This window comes from uncultured Eudoraea sp., from assembly GCF_947258525.1.
Lineage (GTDB): Bacteria > Bacteroidota > Bacteroidia > Flavobacteriales > Flavobacteriaceae > Eudoraea.
In genome coordinates this window covers 1-21,272 of record NZ_CAMYIP010000065.1, presented here as the reverse complement: position 1 = coordinate 21,272, position 21,272 = coordinate 1, and the positions used below count along the sequence as shown (strand labels likewise).

Genomic DNA, 21,272 nt, shown 5'->3' with positions numbered 1-21,272 from the left:
TACAATGAGCTAATCTTTCAATCCAATATATTCAATCTATTATGAAATTGGTTCTCATCGTATGATCAAATTCATAATCATGATAAAAATCATAGATTCCATGTCAAATCTTCTCTTCCTTTGCTCATTAATTTCAAGAGGTCAACTTTTGATGCGGGAATTATGATAAATTTCTGTGACTTCCCGGCACTTAAAGAATAAAAAATAGTAATTACATAAAATCCAGTTTAAAAAAAGTCTTTAAAATATGAAAAAACTCGTGTTAAGTATTTTGGTAGTGGTAACTTTCTCTTTACACTTAAGTGGTCAGGAAATTGCGCCATACATTGAAATTGGGAAATCCAATGAGGACATTCAGCAGGTATCAGATGACATACTTGCGGCATTAAATGAAAATTCATTCACTGTTTTAGGAACTTATAATCCATCAAACAAGAAATCCCTAAAAGTAATAGTTTTTACCAGGGCTGATATAAAGAATACGGTTGTAAAAGTTGCTGATAGAGGAGCTTTGGCAGCGGCATTCAAGGTTGGTTTAGTTCAGAAAAATGGTGAGATTACCATCTCGTATACAAATCCGGATTATTTTTTTAGGGCGTATTTGCGGGATAGTTATGGCCAGTATAAATCTACTTTCGATAATTTCAGTGATGATCTAAGAACCACTTTTGAAGTCGTTGGTAAGGACTTCACTCCTTTTGGTGGTGGAATAGAAGCGGATAAATTGAAAAAATATCATTATAAGATAATGATGCCATATTTCACGGATCCTGTTACACTAAATGAATTTTCGTCATTTGAAGAAGGACTCAAAATAATTGAGAACAACCTTAAAGCAAAAAAAGGGGAAACAGTAGAAGTATATAAAATTCTTTATAGGAGTGAAAAAGTCGCAGTTTTTGGTGTTGGATTAAGAAACCAGGAAGAAGGTGAGGCTCATTTCTTGCCAATAATTGGAGAAGACCATATTGCTGCTATGCCATATGAGATTATTCTGCAAGGCAAAACCGCAACTATGCTTCACGGGAAATACCGAATTGCGTTACATTGGCCAGATTTGACAATGGGTACTTTTATGAAAATTATGAGTACACCGGGTGATATAGAAGATGCATTGGAAGGACTCTGTGAATTATCAGAAGCTGATAAAGATTCTTTGTAATCTCATAGTCCTATGATATAATTGTTATTGATTCACTAATTTTTAAGGCCCTGTTAACGCAGGGCCTGTTTTGTACAATTAAATTTTCAAATTAATGAATCCAGGATTGTAACAAACAGTGATAAATTGCGTCCAATAGTTACGTCAATCATTAAACCTATTCTATGAGCTTTTGGAGAGTTTTGCTGGCCATTATTTTTCCACCCTTATCAGTCCTTGGTAAAGGTTGTGGATCTTTTCTTATTGTGCTGCTTTTGACCTTTTGCGGCTGGGTTCCCGGGGTAATAGCGGCTCTTGTGATCCTTAATAATCCCAGCTGAAGGTTGTATCTTTGCCATTGATGAATAAGAAAGTTGCTATTCAGGATTTAGGCCTAAAGGACTATAAAGAAACCTGGGACTACCAGGAAATGCTGTTTCAGCAAACTGTTGATCTTAAAATTAAAAACAGGCAGGAGGAAACACTTCTGGCAACGCCCAATCACTTTCTGTTTGTTGAACACCCCCATGTCTATACGTTAGGAAAGAGTGGGGATATTTCTAACCTGTTGGTAGATGAAAAACAACTTTCTGCAAGGGGCGCAAAATTCTATAAGATAAACAGGGGAGGGGATATCACCTATCACGGTCCCGGACAGATCGTGGGCTATCCTATCCTGGACCTGGATAATTTCTTTACCGACATTCATAAATATTTGCGTTTCCTGGAGGAAATGGTAATCCTGACACTGGCTGAGTATGGCCTAAAAGCGGAGCGCTCCGAAGGAGAAACCGGGGTATGGCTTGATGTGGGTACGCCCTTTGCGCGAAAAATCTGTGCCATGGGTGTAAGGGCCAGCCGTTGGGTTACTATGCATGGCTTTGCTTTAAATGTAAATGCCGATCTGGGTTATTTTGATTTGATGATTCCCTGTGGGATAAAGGGCAAGGCGGTGACTTCATTAAATGTGGAATTGGGTCAAAAAGAAGTACCCATGGGAGAGGTAAAACAAAAACTGCTAAGACATTTTGCAGAATTATTTCATGCACAAATTACTAAAGAAAAAACCGGGGTCTAAGCCCCGGTTTTTATATTTGGAAAACTATTGACTAAGGCCGGTAAGTACCATACTGCTCATCAAATTCCCATTTTTTTTAAAGGTCTCTTGTTTGATCATGCCAACACCTTCAGCCAACCATAGGCGGGAAGGAAAGTTTTGACTGGCCATCATCATTTTAGACTGATTTTCACTATAAATAACGTAGCATTCAAAAGTACCTGCAGGTGTAGTAACTGTTTCCTTTTTTTCCACCTTTCTGTTAATCATATCTACCTGAGAATTCATATTGATACCGCTCATACTCATTTTCATAATAACATTGGCATCTGGCAGCTCCTGTCCTACTTCGAGGTCATTGGGAAGCTCAATATCCGTCCCGGAAACTTCCATTTCCATATCACTAAATTGCTCCAGCATTTGATTAGACATTAAGGATTCATAGTCTATTGTTACCGTATTGCCCGTGCAGGAATAAGTAAAATCTGAAGTAAATACTTCTTTGTCCTTCTCATCCATATATGTCATAACCATCGTGGCAGAAGAGGTACTGCCTTCTTCAATTACATTAGCAACGGTGTAGCTGACAGATCCCTGTGTCTTACCCTTACCATTATAGGAAGTGTACTCTAAGGTAGTGCCCTCTTGCATAGGGTAGTATTTGCTGCAATTTTGTCCTGTTGCCGGTAAGGCCAATAAAAAAAGCATTCCGATAAATAAAAGTTTTAGTTTCATTATTTAGATTTTTATAAATTCTACTCTTCTGTTTTGTGCTTTTCCGTCAACTGTTCCGTTATCCCCAACCGGTTCAGATTCTCCTTTACCAGCTGTTGTTAGCCTCGCTGAGTCAATATTATATATATTGACCAATGCATTTTTTACCGCCTCGGACCTGGCTTCAGATAATTTCCTGTTGGCAGTGTCGTCCCCATCAGAATCTGTATGGCCAATAATATTCAGATTCATATCTTTTTCCTGGAGTAATACCTGAGAGATCTGGCGTATGATCCCCATAGATTGAGGTTGTAAATTCGCTGAGCCGGAATCGAATAAGATACCATTTGTAGATACTTTTCCCTCAGAAATTAATGTTCTTCTCAAATCCAGACCTCCTTCAGCCACTTTTAGATTTGTGATGAACAAACGTTCTTTACCATCTTTAAAATTGTTCATATGAAATTTCAGCGTATTCGAGACCCCACCCTGCGGTACAATCCTTGGAATGTCAATATGTTTTTCTTCGTTCACCCATAGTCTAAATCGTTGCTTGTTAACGGCTATAGAAATATGTGGTTTGTTCAATACCTCTTCCCTTAGGTCGGCATTTACCGTACTATAGATTTCCCTTTTACCATTAATGCGATTTTCCATCGTTATTCCAATGGCTGAATATTGACAGAATGGAAGGTGTGCTTGCACAAAATTGTTGCCTTCTTTGAATTTGTCATCATCGCTTAAGTCTACTCTTAACTTGGCGGTTGAAGAAGTCTTTCTATCTAAACCTATGGCCATCACATCAAATTCTATAGTATACTCTTCAGGTAATTTTGGCACATCGGGAATAAAATATACACCATATCCGGATATCAGTTCTATCCATTTTTCAGATGAATCATCAAAAGTTACTAACTCACCACCTCCATTGGTATTCCATTTGGAAGGGAAATCACCTACAAAGTCATTTGAGAAATCGTCAAAGAATAAAAGCTTGTCTCCTGGGACATAATCGAACTTGCTATAGACCTGTATGGTTTTAGGCCCGCTTTCTCCCGTTGTAGTTGCAATTGGATTGTTCATTTCACCCTCACCGTCATTTGGAGTTTGTCCTATTGGAATTGGCATGCCTTCCTGATTGGTTGGAGCATTGCCTTGTTTCCCTTTAGATCCGGGTTCTAAGATGCTATCTAAAACAGCGTCTGTTTTTTCCGAAGTTTCCTTTTCAACTCTGCGTTCAACCGTGCGCTCAGCGGCCCTTTCGGCCGCCTTGCCCAATTTTTTCAATAATTGAGCACTGGCATCGGGAATTGCAAACAGGAATAAAAACAGTAATGAAATAATACTAAATTGCCTGATTTGTGTTCTCATGATTGAAGTAGTCTTTGATCCATTTTAAAAATACGATATTTTAAGCAAATTAGCGGGAGTTTAACCAGTCTTATTGCCTAAATAAAAATATACAAAGGACTAATTATTAGAACTTTGGTTAAGAAAATTAAGTAAAAATGATTTAGTTTCCGTAAGGATTGTATACACGGCGTACTTTATTGTATAAATGGTCTTTTGACAATACTTAGTTTATTTTGTAGAGTACAAGCGCATTTTCCTGGTCCTTACATACAAATTCAATCTTTCGGTCATTGTCAATATCATCCAGGTCTATCATTGAATACCCAAATACCGGAAAGTTTTCTATCGGTATCGCATTGCTGTCAAACAGATAGACCTTTTGACTTTGAATGTCTGTTACACTCACATATATTTTATCATGAACATAAAATATATGAGGATGTGTATAAACACCAAGATCCAGGGTTACATCCTTTCCTTTAATACTCAGGATATTTTCATTATTAGTAACCAGGGTTTTGCTTGTGGCATCTAGTCCATGATCTTCAGAATAGTTGAATCTTGTCTTCGAAACTTTACCTTTTGTGTCAATGGAGTATAGCGTCCCCTTTTTATCTGTTACGATAAAGTTATTTTTATATAAATAAGTACTATTCGAGGAAAATTCTATTTTCTCATTTACTTTAACCCGGGGCTTCCCTACACGATTCATTATTTTAAGGTCGCCATTTTCGAGCATAAAAATCAAATAGTCTTTATTGCCAATTCTAATATGTTTGGGGGCCGCTAGCACCGGGCTGGCTGTTTCGGTATATTTAAACCCTCTAACAATTTTGCCTTTAGAATTATACATAAATACTTTTGATCCCTGGGTAACTACAAACCGGTAATTCTTTTTGCCTTCATAATCAAAAACGGCTAATTCATTTAAGTTTCCGCCCGGAAAATTCATGGTAAATGGCGCTACTTCTTTGCCATTTCTGTCTAAAATAAGGAATTCATTCCCTGTAGTGAAAGCTAGTTGCAGTCGTCCATTTTTATAAAGGTCTACCTGACTTATCTTGCCTTGTATTTTTCCATTTAACTGCTTTTTCCAAAGTATTTTACCTTTGGTGGAAATTAAATACAAATTGTTTTCCTGGTCCTGTACTACAATTTCTTTTTTGTTGGTCCTGTGATTTTTTACAAATTGGGGATTTGTTGCTAAATCACTATCTAATTCTACCCGGAAGAGTGCAGAGATGGTATTCCTTACTTTCTCTTTATACTTTTTTTGAATGATTATATTGGTGTGATAAAAATTTACATCAGCAACAATTTGTCCGGCAAAAATATAATCAGACGCCGGGGTTTTGTCAAAATCATCAAATAGTTCCTTTGTGCAATGCATTTTCAGGATGCCTTCCATACCTTTTTTATATTCCCTGCAATACATCGAGCTACTCGGAAAAAATAAAGGTATTGTCTGAAATGGTATAATAGTTAGCTTTAAAGTCTTTGAGCAGAGGATTAAAGTAATCATAGAGAAATTTGTTGTTGGTAAGTTCAAAAGTTTCTCGGCCCATATAGATGGCATTATTGCTGCTCTTATTCTCCAGAAAGCGGGTAATGTTTTCTGCACCATAAGTACTCAAAATAACAGCCTTTTGGTTTTCTATAAACACAATGCCAATTTCTTCAACGGTATTGAATACGCTGTCTCTTTTAAACGCGGCCTCTAAATAGTCTTTCTGATTTTGTGCGAAAACGTCATAATTATCAAAAGAAAAAGAAATAAATGCATCTGTTTTCCCGGGCATTTTCAAACTCAAATCGCCGGGAGAAGGCCTGGTGTTCTTAAAAAGGCTCAGAAAGTTTTTGGTTAAATCATTAGCGACTGATATCCCATTCAATTGCAGGAAGTCTTGAGAAGGCTCTATGTCAAAGGTGACCCAATCTGCAAAACCTGAAAATTGGATTGTTGAATCTTTTTTAAGGACATAATCATCCATCCAATTGCTCTGGTCGAGATTTAGGTAAATGGAGGCAGACTTATCAATATTTGAAGTTTCAATAAGTGAATTAAGAACAGGGTCAATTTCAGAATTATTCCTGTTACCGATAACGGCGTCAATTAATTTAAGTGATGACCCCAGAATTATTTGCCGATTTAGTTCAATGCTAAAAAAAGTACTTTGCCCTATTTCGTATCTGTTATAGCTTCTGCCTTCAAAAGTGACGGATTCAATGGCAGGACTTTTTTCTTCGTCAGGGTTAACAAAACTCAGGGGTTTTTCCGAAATATATACAAATTCAGACTTAAGAGAATCAATTTCTGTAAAAGCAAAAATACCGCTTGTATCACTTTGAATATTTTCCAATGCTTTAATCCTGCCCAGAATATGGTCATAATTTGTCGTTGAAGCCAAATGCTTTAAAAAGTTGTTGTTCTTGAGTTCGCTTTTTAGTTTAGTCAGATTATTGATTTTAATGATGACCGAAGCATTTTGGGGGATAAAGTTTAGAAGCGGTGTTGTGGATTCTTTTTGTTTTTGGCAGGAAAGGAAAGTAAAAACAGCAAGGGTGAAAACTAATTTTAATCTCATGTATAATGCTTTGTGACAAATTTAAAACTTTATCTACTCTTATCTATGCCATTAGCTGGGAAGTTAGTAATGTTATAAATGAAATGGCAGATTGGGAATTTAACTGATAAGGAAAATCTGCTAGACCCAGATTATAGGTTTAACTTTAATTGATCTGGCAGTAATTTAAAACTCCTTCTGTGATATTTGGTAATTCCGTATTTTAAAATTGCCTCCCTGTGCTCTTGAGTACCATAGCCTTTGTTCTGTTTCCAATTGTACATAGGAAATTCTTCATGTATTCTTTCCATATAGGCATCTCTATGGGTTTTAGCCAAAATTGATGCCGCAGCAATACTTTGAAATTTGGTATCTCCTTTAATAATGCATTCATAAGGAATTTCATTAATTGGTTTAAACCTGTTGCCATCTACTATTATAAAGTTGGGAATCGTGGACAGCGTATTAATAGCCTTGTGCATTGCAAGAATTGAAGCATTGAGAATATTAATGTTATCAATGACATCTGTTTGGATATGTGCTACACTAAAGGATAAAGCCTGAAGTTCAATTAAAGGACGTAGCCTGTTTCTTGTAGCTACAGATAATTTCTTGGAATCATTAAGTGATTTTTCGGTAAATGAAGGTGGCAATATCACTGCGGCGGCAGTAACCGGTCCTGCCAGACAACCCCTTCCGGCTTCATCTGTTCCAGCTTCAAATTCATTCTCTCTATAGTATTTTAACATTTGCAATCCCCATTTAGGATTCAAAAATCAGAAAAAGTATGAATATATTACTTTATTAACTTAAAAAATTAAACATAATTCAACTATACTTGCCTTATAATTAGAATTCCATAATAATTGGCAATATTTTAACAAAAAAGCACCGCCAACCTACATATTACTTGTGTAGTTAACAATTAATTAGGATTTTTGTCATGACTAATTCAAAAATTCTATTTAAATGAGATCAAAGTTAACCTGGATGTTAACACCGCTTTTGGTGCTATTCATCACTTTCTCTTATGGACAGGAGAAAACGATTTCGGGTAACGTGACAGACCAAAACGGCTTGCCGCTTCCCGGAGTATCTATTGTAGTTGTTACCACAACTACTGGAACACAAACAGATTTTGACGGTAATTATTCTATTCAGGCGAATGAAGGAGACGTTCTTCGCTTTAGTTATATAGGACAAAAGACCGTAAACAGAACAGTTGGCGCAGCCACTACTATCAATATCCAAATGGAAGAAGATGCTCAGGCATTGGAAGAAGTAGTTGTTACTGCACTTGGTATTCAAAGGACTACCAGAACCCTGGGATATGGCACGGATGTCGTTAAAGGGGAGGAACTGGTAAAAGCCCGGGAGACTAACATTGTTAACTCTTTACAGGGTAAAGTTACGGGTGTACAGATTACCAATACCGGGGGTAACCTTGGTGGGTCATCTAAGATTATCATTCGTGGTGTATCTTCCCTGAGCGGTGCAAACAATCCACTATGGGTTGTAGACGGGGTTTTAATTAACAACTCACAGACACCTACAGGAAGCCGAATCACTGGTAACAGGGATTTTTCCAATGGCGCCGCAGTAATAAACCCGGATGATGTTGAAGATATCAACGTATTAAAAGGTGCAGCTGCAACCGCTCTTTATGGTTCTCGTGCTGCTGCAGGGGCTATCATTGTAACTACCAAAAAAGGTAAAGGCGACGGTACAGGAGCAACTGTATCCTTCAATTCCTCAACAAGGTTCGATAATTTGTTCAGGATTCCGGATTATCAGCAGGAATATGCAATGGGTACCAATGGTCAGTATGATTCTGGTAGTGTTGGATTTGACTGGGGACCCAGAATTACAGGGCAGACTGTTCCTAATGCACCGGTTACAAATCAGCCGGGACAATTAAGAGCCGTTAAAGACAACGGTATCAACGACTTCTTTAAAACGGGTATAACAAGAATAAACAACTTTGCTATTGGTGATGCCAGTGAAAAAATGGATTACAGGCTAAGTGCTACTTCTTTAAATCAAAATGGAGTATTGCCGGGATCTAGTCTGGACAGGATTACCATTGGTTTAAATGCAGGGGTAAGACATAGCGAAAAATTGGAATCCAGATTTAGTGTTCAGTATACCACTACTAAGACCAGAGGTACTGGAGCTACAGGGGCTAACGATCCAAACATTATTTCTTTGAGTAATTCTTTTAGTAGTACTCTTGATCAGCGACTGTTTACTCCATGGATTGATGAGTCTGGAAATCAAATAAACCAAATTGTTGATAACCAGGGCGTATTATCCAATAACCCACTTTGGTTAAGAAACGAGAACAAGAATGATAGAGACGAGGATCGTGTATTTGGTAACGCCCAGATTACATGGAAACCTTTGAAAAATTTTAGCATTTTAGGTAGGGCAGGTATTGACCTTCAGGATGATAGACGTTTACTTACAAACCGAAAAGGAACTATTCAACGTCTTTTTGGTGACTTTGATTCGGACGAATTAAGAAGAAACGAGCTTACTACTGATTTAATTTTTACCTATGCTAATGATTTTGGAGAAGATTGGGCATTAACTGTTTTCGGAGGTTTTCAATACAATGAAAGGACATTCCAAAGACAGCGTATCCAAGGTGTTGATCTTTTAATCCCAGAATTATTTAGCCCTGCAAATGCCGCGCAGGCAATTCCGGCGAGAGACTTTAATAAAAGGTCATTGTTTGGTATCTATGGTTCTGCAGAAGTAGGCTATAAGAACTGGGCAACTTTGACTTTAACAGGTAGAAATGATACTTCATCTACACTGCCTGAAGATAACAACTCCTATTTTTACCCTTCCGCTAGTTTAGCATTTGTATTTACAGATGCCTTTAATATCTCTGGCGATGTCTTCAGTTTTGGTAAATTAAGAGCAAGTTGGGCTAAGGTAGGTAATGATACTACGCCATATTTACTGAATTTTAATTTCAATCCTGTAACTACGGCAACAGGTCAGTATAGCCTTAATAACAATTTTCCATTTAACGGGGCATTGGCTTATTCTGCATCAAACACCATTCCTCCAAGTAACTTAGTTCCGGAGGAACAGACTTCATATGAATTTGGATTGGATCTTAAATTCTTTAATGGAAGGTTAAATTTGGATGCGGCTTACTTTAATAACAAAAACGAAAACCAAATTTTGAACATTCCGATTCCGGAATCCACAGGTTTCGCTTTTAGAACAACAAACGTAGGTAGGGTAGATCAGACTGGATTTGAAATATCTCTTGACGCCCTTGCCGTTCAAAGTAGAAATGGTGATTTTGCCTGGAATACTGCAATAAATTACTCTAAGGTTGATTCGGAAGTAGTTTCCTTGACTGACGGTCTTGAACGTGTTGTTATTGCTTCTGGCTTTAATAGTGTTCAGGTTGTTGCGGTTCCAGGTCAGGAATTCCAATTGTTTGCTATTCCTCATCTTAAGGATGAAGAAACAGGCAGGCCAATAATAGACCCTAACACTGGTAGAAGACAAGCAGGAGAAGCTACAACTTTAGGTTCAGTTCTTCCGGATTGGACAGGTGGTTGGATAAATAACTTTAGTTATAAAGGCTTAAGTTTAAACGCTACTGTTGATGTACGCTGGGGCGGTGTTATGAAATCTTCAACTGTTGAAGGTCTTCAGACAGGCGGTTTGGTTACAGAAACCCTGCAAAACAGGGAAGGAACTTTTATAGACACAGAAGGTGTCATTGTAACACAAGACGGTGATGGCAATATTATTGATCGAAGGGATAACGATGTTCCTTTGTTAAATGCTCAGGATTTCTGGACTTCTTTAAATGATAATAGTGTTGCAGAGCCTTATATATACGATGCAACCTATGTTAAGTTAAGAGAACTTGGAATATCGTATACCTTTTCTTCCAAATTGCTTGGCGATAGTTTTATTAAAGGTCTGACACTTGGACTTGAAGGAAGAAATCTTGCACTACTTTATTCAAAAGTACCTCATATTGACCCTGAAGCTACATTGTTTGGCTCTGGTGCGGATGGTTTTGGAATTGAAAGAGCTAGTGTTCCATCTACAAGAAGTGTAGGTTTTAACATAAGGTTGACATTTTAATAAAAAAAAATATAAGACATGAAAAGACTAAAATTAATATTACTATGTTTTGTGTTTATATCAGGGACTTTTTCATCCTGTGATGATAAGTTAGATATAAATACAGATCCTTTGGCAGCCACAAGTGCTGATCCAAATGCAGTACTGCCCTTTGTTTTTGTGCAGTACTCTTCAAGAAAAGTAACAGAATTAGGGACCAGGATATGCGATGTATCACAATATATATCAAACACATTCAACAGCCCTAAAAATGGAAGCACCAGTATTTTCCTTACCGGAAATACATGGGGTATGATGTATAATCAGATATTAGGTAACCTTTCTTTGGTTAAAGCAGATGCAGAGGCGGCTGGTCCTACCAGTAACAACGTTAATGCAATAGCTACTATACTTAGTGCTCATATTTATTTTGAGTTGACAAGTATTTGGGAGGATGTTCCTTATACTGAAGCACTTAACGGACAGGATTTTCCTGCCCCGAATTTTGACAGGCAGGAAGACGTGCTTAACGCTGTAGTGGGCTTATATGATGAAGCCATTGCGTTAATAGATAACAGACAGCTCGACGGTGAGTTTACAATACAAACAACAGCCGATCAGTACTATGGAGGTGATATGGATAAATGGAGAATTCTGGCAAATTCCTTAAAATTACGCGCTTTAATGTTATTGCGTAATGGGGGAGCCAGTGTAGATGCTCAAATCAATGCTACATTAGGGCAGCCTTTAATGTCTAGCAATGATGAAGGGGCATACCTGATTTATTCTGGTGCACCAGGTGCTCAAAATGCAATGAAGACAATTATTACTGCATTCTTTGGACCTGACAATGAAAGTCAGAATGTATTTGGACCCGGACCACCAATTGATAACCTACTAAGAGGTTCCGGAGATCCTAGATACGACCTATGGGTAGCAAGAAATGATTTACCGGCACCTGAACTTGCGTTCTTTCCGGATAATTCTACTTCTGTGTTAAGCAACAATATCATTAGATTTGATCTGCCTGATATGTTAATGTTACCATCAGAAATAGATCTTTATAAAGCGGAATTAGCTCTTGAAGGTTTTGCCGCTGCAGGATCTGCAGATGCCAATTACAGAGCTGGCATCACAAACTCGCTCAGATGGTGGGGACAAGATATTCCCGGAGTATTGGCAACACTTACAGAAGCTGATATTACAGGTTATGTTAGTAGTTTACCCGCTCCTAGCATTGTGGATGTTTACGAGCAACAATATCTTGCAGCATTCCTACAGCCAGTAATGGCCTGGACTCATGTAAGAAGAAATCAGGTTCCTGTTTTAGATGCGCCACCTGCATCTACAATTGGTACGACTTTGAGAAGATTTAACTATCCTCCGGATGAAGTTACCAGTAATCCAAATACACCGGCTAATTTACCGACGGAAACACCAATGTGGTTTGAAAACTAATAAAAACGTAAAAAAGATGAAAAAAATAGTATATATAGCATCCGCGTTGGTACTTGTTTTAACTGGATGTACCGAAGAATATGATCTTAATGACAGAGGTCTTTCGGTTGAAGAATTGCCTGGATATGTGGCTTTTGATTCACCCGGGACAAATGTTAACCCAGGGCCCGTAGATGTTACAGAAGATGAAGGTACCTTAGAATTGAACGTTGAAGTGCCTACAGGGACATTAACGACAGTAACGGTGAATTACTCTTTCAGCGGAACTGCTGTCTTTGGAACAGACTTTATCGTAGATGGAGCAACCAGTGCAGGAGGATCTTTGGATATTGATTTACCAACAAGTCCGGCTGTTGACGGTAGGCCTATTAACGATGACATCATTGTGGAACTTTTACAAGACGATGTTGCCGATGGTGATAAAACATTAATAGTTACTTTGGATTCGGCTTCCAATGCTGAAGGAGCTTTGGCAGTTGGTCGTGGCGGTACAGATTTCTTGAAATCTACTACTGTTAATATCATAGATATTGACTAAAGATTCTTAAGTAAGTTTTAATGAAACAAGAGGGTCGCAATTTAATTTGCGACCCTTTTTTTATTCATTTTTAAATCCTATGTAAGTTTTGTTGAAGCTCCATTATTTTATCAAACCTATATGAGCGATACCACGAAACTTATACATCAGCGTTCAAGTTTTATATAGACTGAGGTAGAATTATCACTACAAAGCTCAATGGGGTTTTGGTAACATAGCTCTCCGATAAAAAATTGATATGAGTAACAAACACCAATTGAACCAACTTAGTTTGGAATCAGAACCTGAAATGCATCATGAGGATACTGATCCATTTAAATCATGCAAGTAACTTTGAAGTTATTGAGGGTCTCTGAATTGTATAGATACTTTGAATTGGCACAACAAGGTTTAATAAAAAACGCACGAACCAGCGTATTAAAAAGCACACATTAATTCTAATTTAAGTAGCCCGACCTAAACCCCTCAGTTATTCTACTCTAAATTCAAAAACTTCAGAAGTAGAAGTATTATTTTGGCTGTCTGTAGTTACAACACGCCAGTAATAGGTTGCTCCGGATGTAATAGAAGCGTCTAGATTGCTGTCTTCAGTAGATCCTATTTCTGTAGTTGGGTCAGTTTCTGTACCAAAGAAAACAGTGTAACCTACGATATCATCATCAATATCACTGGTGGTCCATTGTAAATTGACCGTCGTAGCCGCAGCAATTGTAGATCCTCTTGCCGGGTTAACGGCTTCAGCAGGAAATGGCGCGTAGTTCTCAATTCCCGGTCCCTGATTGTAAAACTTCGCTTTTGCACTTGAAGCAGTTTCATTCGTTCCATTTGCCTTTGAAATCACAAACCACTCGTATGGTGTGCCCCTGTCTATTGTTATAGTGGCATCTTCGGATGAAGCGTTTGTTTTTGTGGTAGTGTTCATATTTATATTTCTCAGGTTAACCTCATAGGAATCTGTATTTTCCGAAGCATTCCACTGAAAAGTAACTGCGCTTTTCGTTTCATCAGTTTCCGAAATCACCCCCTCATTACATTCGGTATTGTCCTCAGGAAAAACCAAAGTGGCTGCCGAAGGTGCCGCAACAACCGGCGGTGGAGGTGTATCATCAGTGTTGGATGAATTACCACCACATGCAGTTAGTAATAACAATGTAATCGCTGAAAAAACCCTGGTTGTTATTTTCATTTTCTTATAATCTTATAATTCAATAATGTATTTTCTGTCTTTATATTAAGTAAATAGATGCCTTTAGCTAACCCATCGACATTAAACCTTACTTCGTTTTCCATAACGTTAAACGGCTTGCTGAACACTTTTAATCCACTTATAGTATACAGGCTTAATTCTACCTGCTTTGTTCTGCTGGTATTCCCCAGATATACGGTCAGATCACCGCTTGATACCGGGTTTGGATAAATAAACAGCTCGGTGGTTAGGACAATGGTTTCTTCATAAACGCCCTGGCAATCTTTATCTGTCTTTACAGAGAGTGTGTTTTCAACTCCGGAAAGAGGAAGCGTAATTGAACTTTCGGAAGTTTCATATCTACTGCCGTTAAGTGTAATAAAATAATTCTTTCCACCGCTGAAATTAAGAATCACCTCATTGTTAAGGGAACTAATTTTTGAAGAAACAGAAAGCGCCTCTGGTTCTGATATGGTTATATCAAAACAGTTTTCATAACCGGCTTGTCCTGCTACAGTCAGGCATACCGTGTAATTGCCAGCTGCCAGATTTTCAAAGACTGTAGCGTCAGAGAAATTAGCAGAAGTATCGATTCCTGAGCCAGTAAGAGTGGCTGTATAATTCAAGGTAGTTTCCGCCTCAATTGCTACACTTCCATTATTGCTGGAAATACAGGATTCCCCAATAGTCAATACCCTGAAATTTGAACCGGGTAAAGAAAATACAGCACAACCGGTAACATCTACAACGGCGCCTTCCGGGGTATTCGGACATATTATGTCTATCGTATCCGGGACACCATCATTGTCATTATCTTCATCGCAGACATCCCCAATACCATCGTTGTCTATATCTGCCTGATCTGCATTGGCTATAAGTGGACAATTATCGTTTATATCCAAAATTCCATCGCCATCATCATCTGTGTCACATACATCTCCTTCGCCATCGCCATCCGTGTCGAGTTGATTTGAATTGGATATCAGAGGACAGTTATCATCTACATCTAATATGCCATCGTTGTCATCATCTTCATCATCCTGGAAACCATCAACAACGAAATCATCAATTATTACCCCTTCCCTGGTCACTGCAGGATCTGACTGGAATACTATGCGGAAGATAACATTGCTTTCCCCTGTCAGGTCTGTTTCGCCCAAAGCAGCATTGGCTACAAAGTCATAGGCGTATTCCTGGAATTCGCCAATCTGCCCATCCGGAATTTCTCCGGTCCATTGTGCGCCGGGGCAATTCTGACAATCGTCATCCGTTCCGGAGGAATCATTAGTCCTGTCGCTGTTATACCAATTGGGTTCACTATTTATGTTTCCTAATATGTTCCAATTAACTCCTGAATCTGTAGAATACTCAACATAAACAATGTCAAAATATAGCTCAAGGTCGTAAGCCATATTAAATTTAAGTACCGGGGCTAAAGGTCGTAAGCCATTTTAAATTTAAGTACCGGTGCTACTATGTTTGCAAGCTCATAACAATTACTCACCAAAAACCCTTTGGTATTGTCGGGGTGATTACCACTAAGCGTAGTTCCATATACCTGTGTTCCGGACGCTGCTGTACCAAGTTTAGTACCTGTTGGAACCCCTCTTTCCCATAGAACGTCTTCAGTTCTGTCGTTAAACGCCAAAAGAGCGTCGTTTTCTGTTTCGAATGTGTTTACCAAGCCACCCAATCCAAATGGATTGATGTAAAATGTGCTTTTAATAGTATTGTTATCTGCAAATGCATCATTTGTAATTGTAACTTCTGCATTAAGGGTTACCTGACCAAGAATATTTATGTTTTGTGAGGGCAATGTAATGGTGGTTTCAGCATCGCTAATTAAAGTACCTGTCCACTGAAAAGTTTGGTCTCCACCATCATTTATGCTGTAAACCACATTAATTGCAGTAATCTCGTTAATACCTTTGTTCTTGACTACTATTTCAGGCGCAAATTCCCCGCAAAGCACAGTGCCTGGAACTGGTGTAATGGATATTAGCTCTATATCATCGTCGGGAATTTTAATAGGGATAGGGGACTGCCATACTCCTCTTCCATAGGTAGAAGCTGTTAGAATTCCATCAACCAGATTTATATCCAGATCACTTACGGCGACACTGGGCAATCCTGTAAAATAATCTTCCCATTCTGTTAAGGTGTCATCCAATCTATAGACACCCAGACTAGTTGCAACATAGATTGGATTATCTACATTTCTGCCTTGATGCACTATGGCAAAGTATGCCTGGTCTGTTGGCAGATTTAGTGTAATGTCTACTGCGGTACCAGCTGTTCCGTCCACACCTACAGGAACTTTAAAAACACCTCTTAAATCTTGTTGTTGATTTTGTGCGAAACCAACGCGGTTGGAGGTGGTTACATAGATAAATGATCCATCTGTTGTGTTTATTGCGATATCTGAAATACCAGATTCAAATACATTGAACTCAGTAAAGGTTGTACCTCCGTCATCGCTTCTAAATACCGTATTACCCTCAGCGGCATATAAGACCAAAGGGTTGTTGGGATCCACCTCTAAATCGTCTATAGGAGTACTTCCAAGATCATCGGAGAGCCTTTCCCATGAATTTCCGTTTAATTTGAAAACGGCATCATATCCGGCATATACATCTCCTTCACTGCTTAATGCCAATGGTGTTATCCAATTTCCCCTACCTGCGGGAGAATCGACTCTGCCCACGGTCTGTCCGGAATCGGTAGACACAAACAGGGGGTCTCCGAATTGAACAAAACCATATACAATATTATTATTGCTGGGATCTACCTCGTAATCCATTCCATCCCCACCCGTATATACTTTCCAGGTATTATTGTTTCTTATATATCCTGAATTATCCTGTAATCCGCCCACCATTTTAGCAGAGTCATCTTTTGCCACTGAAATACGATAGAATTGCCCAACGGCAATTCCATTTATGGTATAATCCTCAAAAGATATCCCTCCGTCTTCAGAAACATAAATGCCCCCGTCGCTTCCGCAATACAATTTGTTATTAAAGAATTTTAAAGTATGAATATCTGCATGGGTATAGGCGGCAGTGTTTTTGAACCATTCATTTAGCTGGTTAAAACTATCCCCGCCATCTGTACTCTTCCAGATATTTAAACAACCCATATATACTTCGTTAGCATTTGTAGGAGATACTTCAATGGCAAGGTCAAACCAGGCCTGATTAGACTCCAGGATATCTGTAGTATTTGCAGTTTTGGTAAATGTTACGCCACTATCCGCTGATCTGTATAATCCCTGGTAACTAAAATTGCTGCTCTGGGTATTTGCGCTTAAAATATATACAACGTCTGGATCTGCGGGGCTAACGCCAAGTACCAGCCTGCCTGAATCATTGGGTAAACCATCATCAATTCTGGTAAAATTTTCTCCATCGGTGGATTTGTAGTAGGAGGAAACTGAAACGGCATAGACCGTATTCGGATCGCCCGGTTTAAGTTTAAAATCGGTGATATTTAGTGGTGTTTGCTTATTAAAAGTTACTCCGGCATCTGTTGATTTCCAGAGCCCACGATTTGAACCTACCCAGATAATATTGGAATTCGTGGGGTCTATTACGATTTCATTCGTCAACAGATTAATATTGGGGTCAGTAGAAGTATTGAGCCCGGTTTCCTGCCAGGTTGTTCCTCCATCTATTGATTTAAAAACGCCTATACTATATGAATCCGCGGCATCGTCATCACCCGTGGAAATGTAAACAATATTTGAATTGTTAGCATCAATAGCTATTCCCGAAACTCCTATTTGAAGAAAGTTATCAAACAGGTTTGTCCAGCTGCCACCCGCGTCTGTAGATTTCCATAACCCTCCGGCCGGGGCGCCAACGTACCATACATCGGCATTGTTGGGATCAACGGCAACGGCATTTATCCTTCCCTGCCCTGGGAGTCTTCCGGGCTCGGCACCATGGGTGGCCGGTCCTATAGAAGTCCAATCGCTTATGGGATTAATTGCTTTGCCTACATGGTTTTCCTGTTTTTTCTTCCATGTAGTATATAATTGTTCTGAGGAAGGCAGATTACCTTCGCTATCGACAAAATTCATCCAGTAATTTTCCCATCGCATATAGGGTTTATACCCGCTGCCTTTTGCATCGTTATCTTTGCCTTCCCAATACTTATGGAAGGCTGTGGATATTTCATAAATGGTATAGTTGTCTGATATGGAATTTACAGCCCTGGCCGTAATATTGGAAGACTTTGATTTTTTCAAATCTTTCATCCATGGCGCACCTTCATTGAACTGCCCATATGAAAAGGTTCCTGCCAGAAGGAGGAGAACCACGAATTTTCTTAACATGTAATTTTTTTTGGTAAATATCCTGAAAAAACTAAGAATATTCAATTTTTTCTGCCAAACTACAGTAATTTGTGATTTAATTAATATATGGTTTGCAGTCAAATTAATTTTTAAACGTTTTAAGCAACATAAAACTTTCACATTTAGTTAGGAACAAAAAAATTAACTTTGCTGACAGTATAATAATTTTATTATTTAACAGGATAAATTAATCCATTTATAAGTTGTTACATCATAATTCTAAACGGTTTAATAAGAATCACACATTTCAAAAACTGTAACTAAAGTTTTTCAATGAAATATTTCCTTTTGCTGTTTTTGGTTTTTATTAGCCATACACTTCTTTCCCAGAATGATTCTCTGCCACCGACCAAAGCGCAGGACAGTGCTGTGTTTCGGATGAAAAAAATTAAAAAGGATAAAAAGAAAGACACCCTGGAAATTACTATCAAGGATTATAAAATTGTTTCGTATTCCAGGGACACGACTTATTTGGATACTACACTAAGCATTCAAAAGGAATATAAGTACAATTATTTACGAAGGGATGATTTTGAACTTATGCCTTTTGCCAATGTAGGTCAGCCTTATAATCACCTTGGTCTTAATTTAGAACGAAATACCCTGTATCCTTCCCTGGGTTCCAAAGCGAGACATTTTAATTATATGGAGATAGAGGACATATCCTATTACAATGTGGCCACACCCATGACGGATCTTTTTTTTAAGACAACTTTTGAACAGGGTCAGCTGTTGGATGCAATGCTGACTTTTAATACCTCCCGAAGATTTAACTTCTCTATAGCATATAAAGGTTTTAGGTCATTAGGAAAATATAGCTGGAGCCAGGTCAAATCGGGTAATTTCAGATCTACGGCCAACTATGTAACCGAGAATGGCCGTTACAGATTAAGGGCGCACTGGACATCCCAGGAAATTGAAGCGGAGGAAAATGGTGGGATTTCCAATAAAGAACTTCAGTTTGAATCTAACGATCCGGATTTTAAAGACAGGTCCAGAATAGATGTTTTTTTTACCGATGCCCAGAATGTCCTGATTGGGAAAAGATATTATCTGGAGCACCAATACAGATTACAGAAAAATGAAACGGATTCTGTTCGTTCCAAATCAAATTACCTGGGGTTTGGACACGTTTTTACCTATGAAACCAAGAATTACCAATTTCAGCAAGATACGGAAAACGTATATTTTGGAGATGCCTTAGTAAGTCCAATTGATGACAAGGCAAGCTTAATGACCATGTATAATGAGCTTAATGTAGAGTTTTCCAACAGAACCCTGGGTGTATTAAAAGGATCTGTTAATTTGTACAACTACAACTATTTTTTCAATACCACAATAACAACAGATGAAGGCTTCATACCAAATAAACTCAGAGGCGAAGAAGTTGCAATAGGAGCAAAATATAAAAAACAAATTGGAGGATTTATGCTGCAGGGTGGCATTGCTTATAATATCTCGGGCAAACTAACCGGTAATATTATAGATGCATCGGCCAGTTTCCAACTAAATGAAAAGAATAAAATTAGTGCAAGCATACATTCTTCATCCAGATTGCCGAATTTTAATTTCTTGTTATATCAGTCCGATTACGAAAATTACAATTGGTACAACGTTCAAAACTTTGAGAAAGAACGCCTGAGCAGTCTGCAATTTAACCTGGAATCGCAGGTATGGGGAAATATAAGTGCAAAATATACAACAACAGACAATTATACTTATTTTACTTCTCTTGCAAATGACGAACAAGCTGAGGATAATTTGGAGAATGCTTTTATAAAGCCAGTTCAGGAATCAAACAGCGTGAACTACCTAAAGGTTAAATACGTTAAAGAATTTAGGTTTGGAGACTGGGCGCTGAGTAATACCTTAATGTATCAGAACGTCACCCAGGATAATGAGGTATTAAATCTACCGGCGTTCGTCACAAGAAATACACTTTATTTTTCTAAAGATGTTTTTAAGAAAGCAATGTTTTTACAAACAGGAATAACCTTTAAGTATTTTAGCAGTTATAATATGGACGCTTACAATCCTTTGCTGGCCGAATTCTATACACAGAACAGGGAGAAACTGGGAGGGTTTCCATTATTAGACTTTTTTATAAATGCCAAAGTCAGAACTGCCAGGATATATCTTAAGGCAGAACATTTTAATTCTTCGTTTACCGGCAATAGTTTTTATTCTTCCCCCAATTACCCTTATCGCGATTTTGTAATAAGATTTGGATTGGTATGGAATTTCTTTTCCTGATTTTATAATAAAACTGAAAATAATATGAGTCAAGATTGCAGGTCTGGCTTTTATCTGCTGTTTTGTTTCAATGTTCTTTTACACCTGTCTTGAGTTTTAGCTAAAAATTTTGGGGATTAAACCAATGAATTATTGAGGTGAAGGCTTCATATTCAGCATGTTATAATTTAATTATTTTTAGAAGATATTTTTTTTTGATTTAGGGTTGTGCAAGCAAAAAAAGTGCTCTATATTTGCACCCGCTTAGCTGGGCAGTAGCTTTGGTTAAGTATTGGTAAATTTTGGATTTACTGAAATTAGAAGTTCATTGACATATTGACAGACAGCGTTTTTCTGTTTATTTTTTTTGGTTTCTACCGGAAGAGATAGATAGAGGAATTAAATTATTTTGGAATAAGAATAACAACAAGGGTTAGGATGGAGTTTTCATAGTTTATCTAGGCGTATATACGTATTTTACGATACAACGATGAAGAGTTTGATCCTGGCTCAGGATGAACGCTAGCGGCAGGCCTAACACATGCAAGTCGAACGGTAACATAAGGTGCTT

Annotated in this window: 15 protein-coding genes and 1 rRNA gene; 8 read left to right on the top strand and 8 right to left on the bottom strand. The window is 38.1% G+C overall.

The features are described 5' to 3' along the window. The first annotated feature begins 247 nt into the window (after positions 1–247). The 3 genes from Q0X89_RS05175 to lipB all read left to right on the top strand — a co-directional run bounded on the left by Q0X89_RS05175 (position 248) and on the right by lipB (position 2,219). Complete coding sequence (locus tag Q0X89_RS05175; RefSeq protein ID WP_297691813.1) at positions 248–1,162, top strand: hypothetical protein; 915 nt, start codon at positions 248–250, stop codon at positions 1,160–1,162. 164 nt (positions 1,163–1,326) lie between these two features. Next, a complete protein-coding gene (locus Q0X89_RS05170; RefSeq protein ID WP_297691811.1) occupies positions 1,327–1,482 on the top strand; it encodes a YqaE/Pmp3 family membrane protein in 156 nt (51 codons plus the stop codon). Between the two features lie 20 nt (positions 1,483–1,502). After that, positions 1,503–2,219, top strand: a complete 717-nt coding sequence (lipB, locus tag Q0X89_RS05165) for a lipoyl(octanoyl) transferase LipB (RefSeq protein ID WP_297691809.1) — start codon at positions 1,503–1,505, stop codon at positions 2,217–2,219. Positions 2,220–2,243: 24 nt separating this feature from the next. On the opposite strand, the gene Q0X89_RS05160 is transcribed toward lipB, so the two are convergent. The 5 genes from Q0X89_RS05160 to Q0X89_RS05140 form a co-directional block, all read right to left on the bottom strand. Then, positions 2,244–2,933, bottom strand: a complete 690-nt coding sequence (locus Q0X89_RS05160) for a hypothetical protein (RefSeq protein ID WP_297691807.1) — start codon at positions 2,931–2,933, stop codon at positions 2,244–2,246. A gap of 3 nt (positions 2,934–2,936) precedes the next feature. After that, entirely contained in the window at positions 2,937–4,283 is a 1,347-nt protein-coding gene (locus Q0X89_RS05155; protein ID WP_297691804.1) for an OmpA family protein, read from the bottom strand. A gap of 205 nt (positions 4,284–4,488) precedes the next feature. Beyond that, positions 4,489–5,673, bottom strand: a complete 1,185-nt coding sequence (locus Q0X89_RS05150; protein ID WP_297691802.1) for a PQQ-binding-like beta-propeller repeat protein — start codon at positions 5,671–5,673, stop codon at positions 4,489–4,491. Between the two features lie 31 nt (positions 5,674–5,704). Beyond that, positions 5,705–6,850, bottom strand: coding sequence for a hypothetical protein (locus tag Q0X89_RS05145; RefSeq protein ID WP_297691800.1), 1,146 nt, complete (start codon positions 6,848–6,850; stop codon positions 5,705–5,707). Between the two features lie 131 nt (positions 6,851–6,981). Further along, on the bottom strand, positions 6,982–7,578 hold the full coding sequence (locus tag Q0X89_RS05140; RefSeq protein WP_297691798.1) for a ribonuclease HII: 597 nt from the start codon (positions 7,576–7,578) through the stop codon (positions 6,982–6,984). 220 nt (positions 7,579–7,798) lie between these two features. On the opposite strand from Q0X89_RS05140, the gene Q0X89_RS05135 reads away from it, so the two are divergent. Genes Q0X89_RS05135 through Q0X89_RS05125 form a run of 3 tightly spaced genes read left to right on the top strand, consistent with a single transcriptional unit; the run spans position 7,799 to position 12,926 of the window. After that, positions 7,799–10,951 carry a SusC/RagA family TonB-linked outer membrane protein gene (locus Q0X89_RS05135; RefSeq protein WP_297691796.1) on the top strand — a complete coding sequence of 1,051 codons (3,153 nt, stop codon included), beginning with the start codon at positions 7,799–7,801 and terminating at the stop codon, positions 10,949–10,951. Positions 10,952–10,969: 18 nt separating this feature from the next. Then, the gene (locus Q0X89_RS05130; RefSeq protein ID WP_297691794.1) at positions 10,970–12,388 is read left to right on the top strand and encodes a SusD/RagB family nutrient-binding outer membrane lipoprotein; all 1,419 of its coding nucleotides are present in this window, start codon (positions 10,970–10,972) and stop codon (positions 12,386–12,388) included. Between the two features lie 16 nt (positions 12,389–12,404). Further along, positions 12,405–12,926, top strand: coding sequence for a hypothetical protein (locus Q0X89_RS05125; RefSeq protein ID WP_297691793.1), 522 nt, complete (start codon positions 12,405–12,407; stop codon positions 12,924–12,926). 469 nt (positions 12,927–13,395) lie between these two features. On the opposite strand, the gene Q0X89_RS05120 is transcribed toward Q0X89_RS05125, so the two are convergent. From Q0X89_RS05120 to Q0X89_RS05110, 3 genes are read right to left on the bottom strand one after another with little or no spacing between them, the layout of a single operon-like run. After that, entirely contained in the window at positions 13,396–14,112 is a 717-nt protein-coding gene (locus Q0X89_RS05120) for a hypothetical protein (protein WP_297691791.1), read from the bottom strand. Further along, entirely contained in the window at positions 14,109–15,524 is a 1,416-nt protein-coding gene (locus Q0X89_RS05115) for a thrombospondin type 3 repeat-containing protein (RefSeq protein ID WP_297691790.1), read from the bottom strand. Before Q0X89_RS05115 ends, Q0X89_RS05120 begins: the two co-directional genes overlap by 4 nt. 20 nt (positions 15,525–15,544) lie before the next feature. Then, entirely contained in the window at positions 15,545–18,448 is a 2,904-nt protein-coding gene (locus tag Q0X89_RS05110; protein ID WP_297691788.1) for a glycosyl hydrolase, read from the bottom strand. Between the two features lie 294 nt (positions 18,449–18,742). On the opposite strand from Q0X89_RS05110, the gene Q0X89_RS05105 reads away from it, so the two are divergent. Together Q0X89_RS05105 and Q0X89_RS05100 are read left to right on the top strand one after the other, a co-directional pair. Then, positions 18,743–20,722 (top strand): putative porin, encoded by a 1,980-nt coding sequence (locus tag Q0X89_RS05105; protein ID WP_297691787.1) that lies wholly within the window; start codon positions 18,743–18,745, stop codon positions 20,720–20,722. 466 nt (positions 20,723–21,188) lie between these two features. After that, positions 21,189–21,272, top strand: a 16S ribosomal RNA gene (locus Q0X89_RS05100); the annotation flags it as partial.

Bases quoted from the DNA above. Each gene is read 5' to 3' on its own strand.
- Q0X89_RS05115 (WP_297691790.1), bottom strand. From the start codon at position 15,524: ATGGCTTACGACCTTGAGCTATATTTTGACATTGTTTATGTTGAGTAT.
- Q0X89_RS05145 (WP_297691800.1), bottom strand. From the start codon at position 6,850: ATGAGATTAAAATTAGTTTTCACCCTTGCTGTTTTTACTTTCCTTTCC.
- Q0X89_RS05105 (WP_297691787.1), top strand. From the start codon at position 18,743: ATGAAATATTTCCTTTTGCTGTTTTTGGTTTTTATTAGCCATACACTT.
- Q0X89_RS05170 (WP_297691811.1), top strand. From the start codon at position 1,327: ATGAGCTTTTGGAGAGTTTTGCTGGCCATTATTTTTCCACCCTTATCA.
- Q0X89_RS05120 (WP_297691791.1), bottom strand. From the start codon at position 14,112: ATGAAAATAACAACCAGGGTTTTTTCAGCGATTACATTGTTATTACTA.
- Q0X89_RS05110 (WP_297691788.1), bottom strand. From the start codon at position 18,448: ATGTTAAGAAAATTCGTGGTTCTCCTCCTTCTGGCAGGAACCTTTTCA.
- Q0X89_RS05135 (WP_297691796.1), top strand. From the start codon at position 7,799: ATGAGATCAAAGTTAACCTGGATGTTAACACCGCTTTTGGTGCTATTC.
- Q0X89_RS05160 (WP_297691807.1), bottom strand. From the start codon at position 2,933: ATGAAACTAAAACTTTTATTTATCGGAATGCTTTTTTTATTGGCCTTA.
- Q0X89_RS05125 (WP_297691793.1), top strand. From the start codon at position 12,405: ATGAAAAAAATAGTATATATAGCATCCGCGTTGGTACTTGTTTTAACT.
- Q0X89_RS05175 (WP_297691813.1), top strand. From the start codon at position 248: ATGAAAAAACTCGTGTTAAGTATTTTGGTAGTGGTAACTTTCTCTTTA.
- Q0X89_RS05140 (WP_297691798.1), bottom strand. From the start codon at position 7,578: ATGTTAAAATACTATAGAGAGAATGAATTTGAAGCTGGAACAGATGAA.
- Q0X89_RS05130 (WP_297691794.1), top strand. From the start codon at position 10,970: ATGAAAAGACTAAAATTAATATTACTATGTTTTGTGTTTATATCAGGG.
- Q0X89_RS05155 (WP_297691804.1), bottom strand. From the start codon at position 4,283: ATGAGAACACAAATCAGGCAATTTAGTATTATTTCATTACTGTTTTTA.
- lipB (WP_297691809.1), top strand. From the start codon at position 1,503: ATGAATAAGAAAGTTGCTATTCAGGATTTAGGCCTAAAGGACTATAAA.
- Q0X89_RS05150 (WP_297691802.1), bottom strand. From the start codon at position 5,673: ATGGAAGGCATCCTGAAAATGCATTGCACAAAGGAACTATTTGATGAT.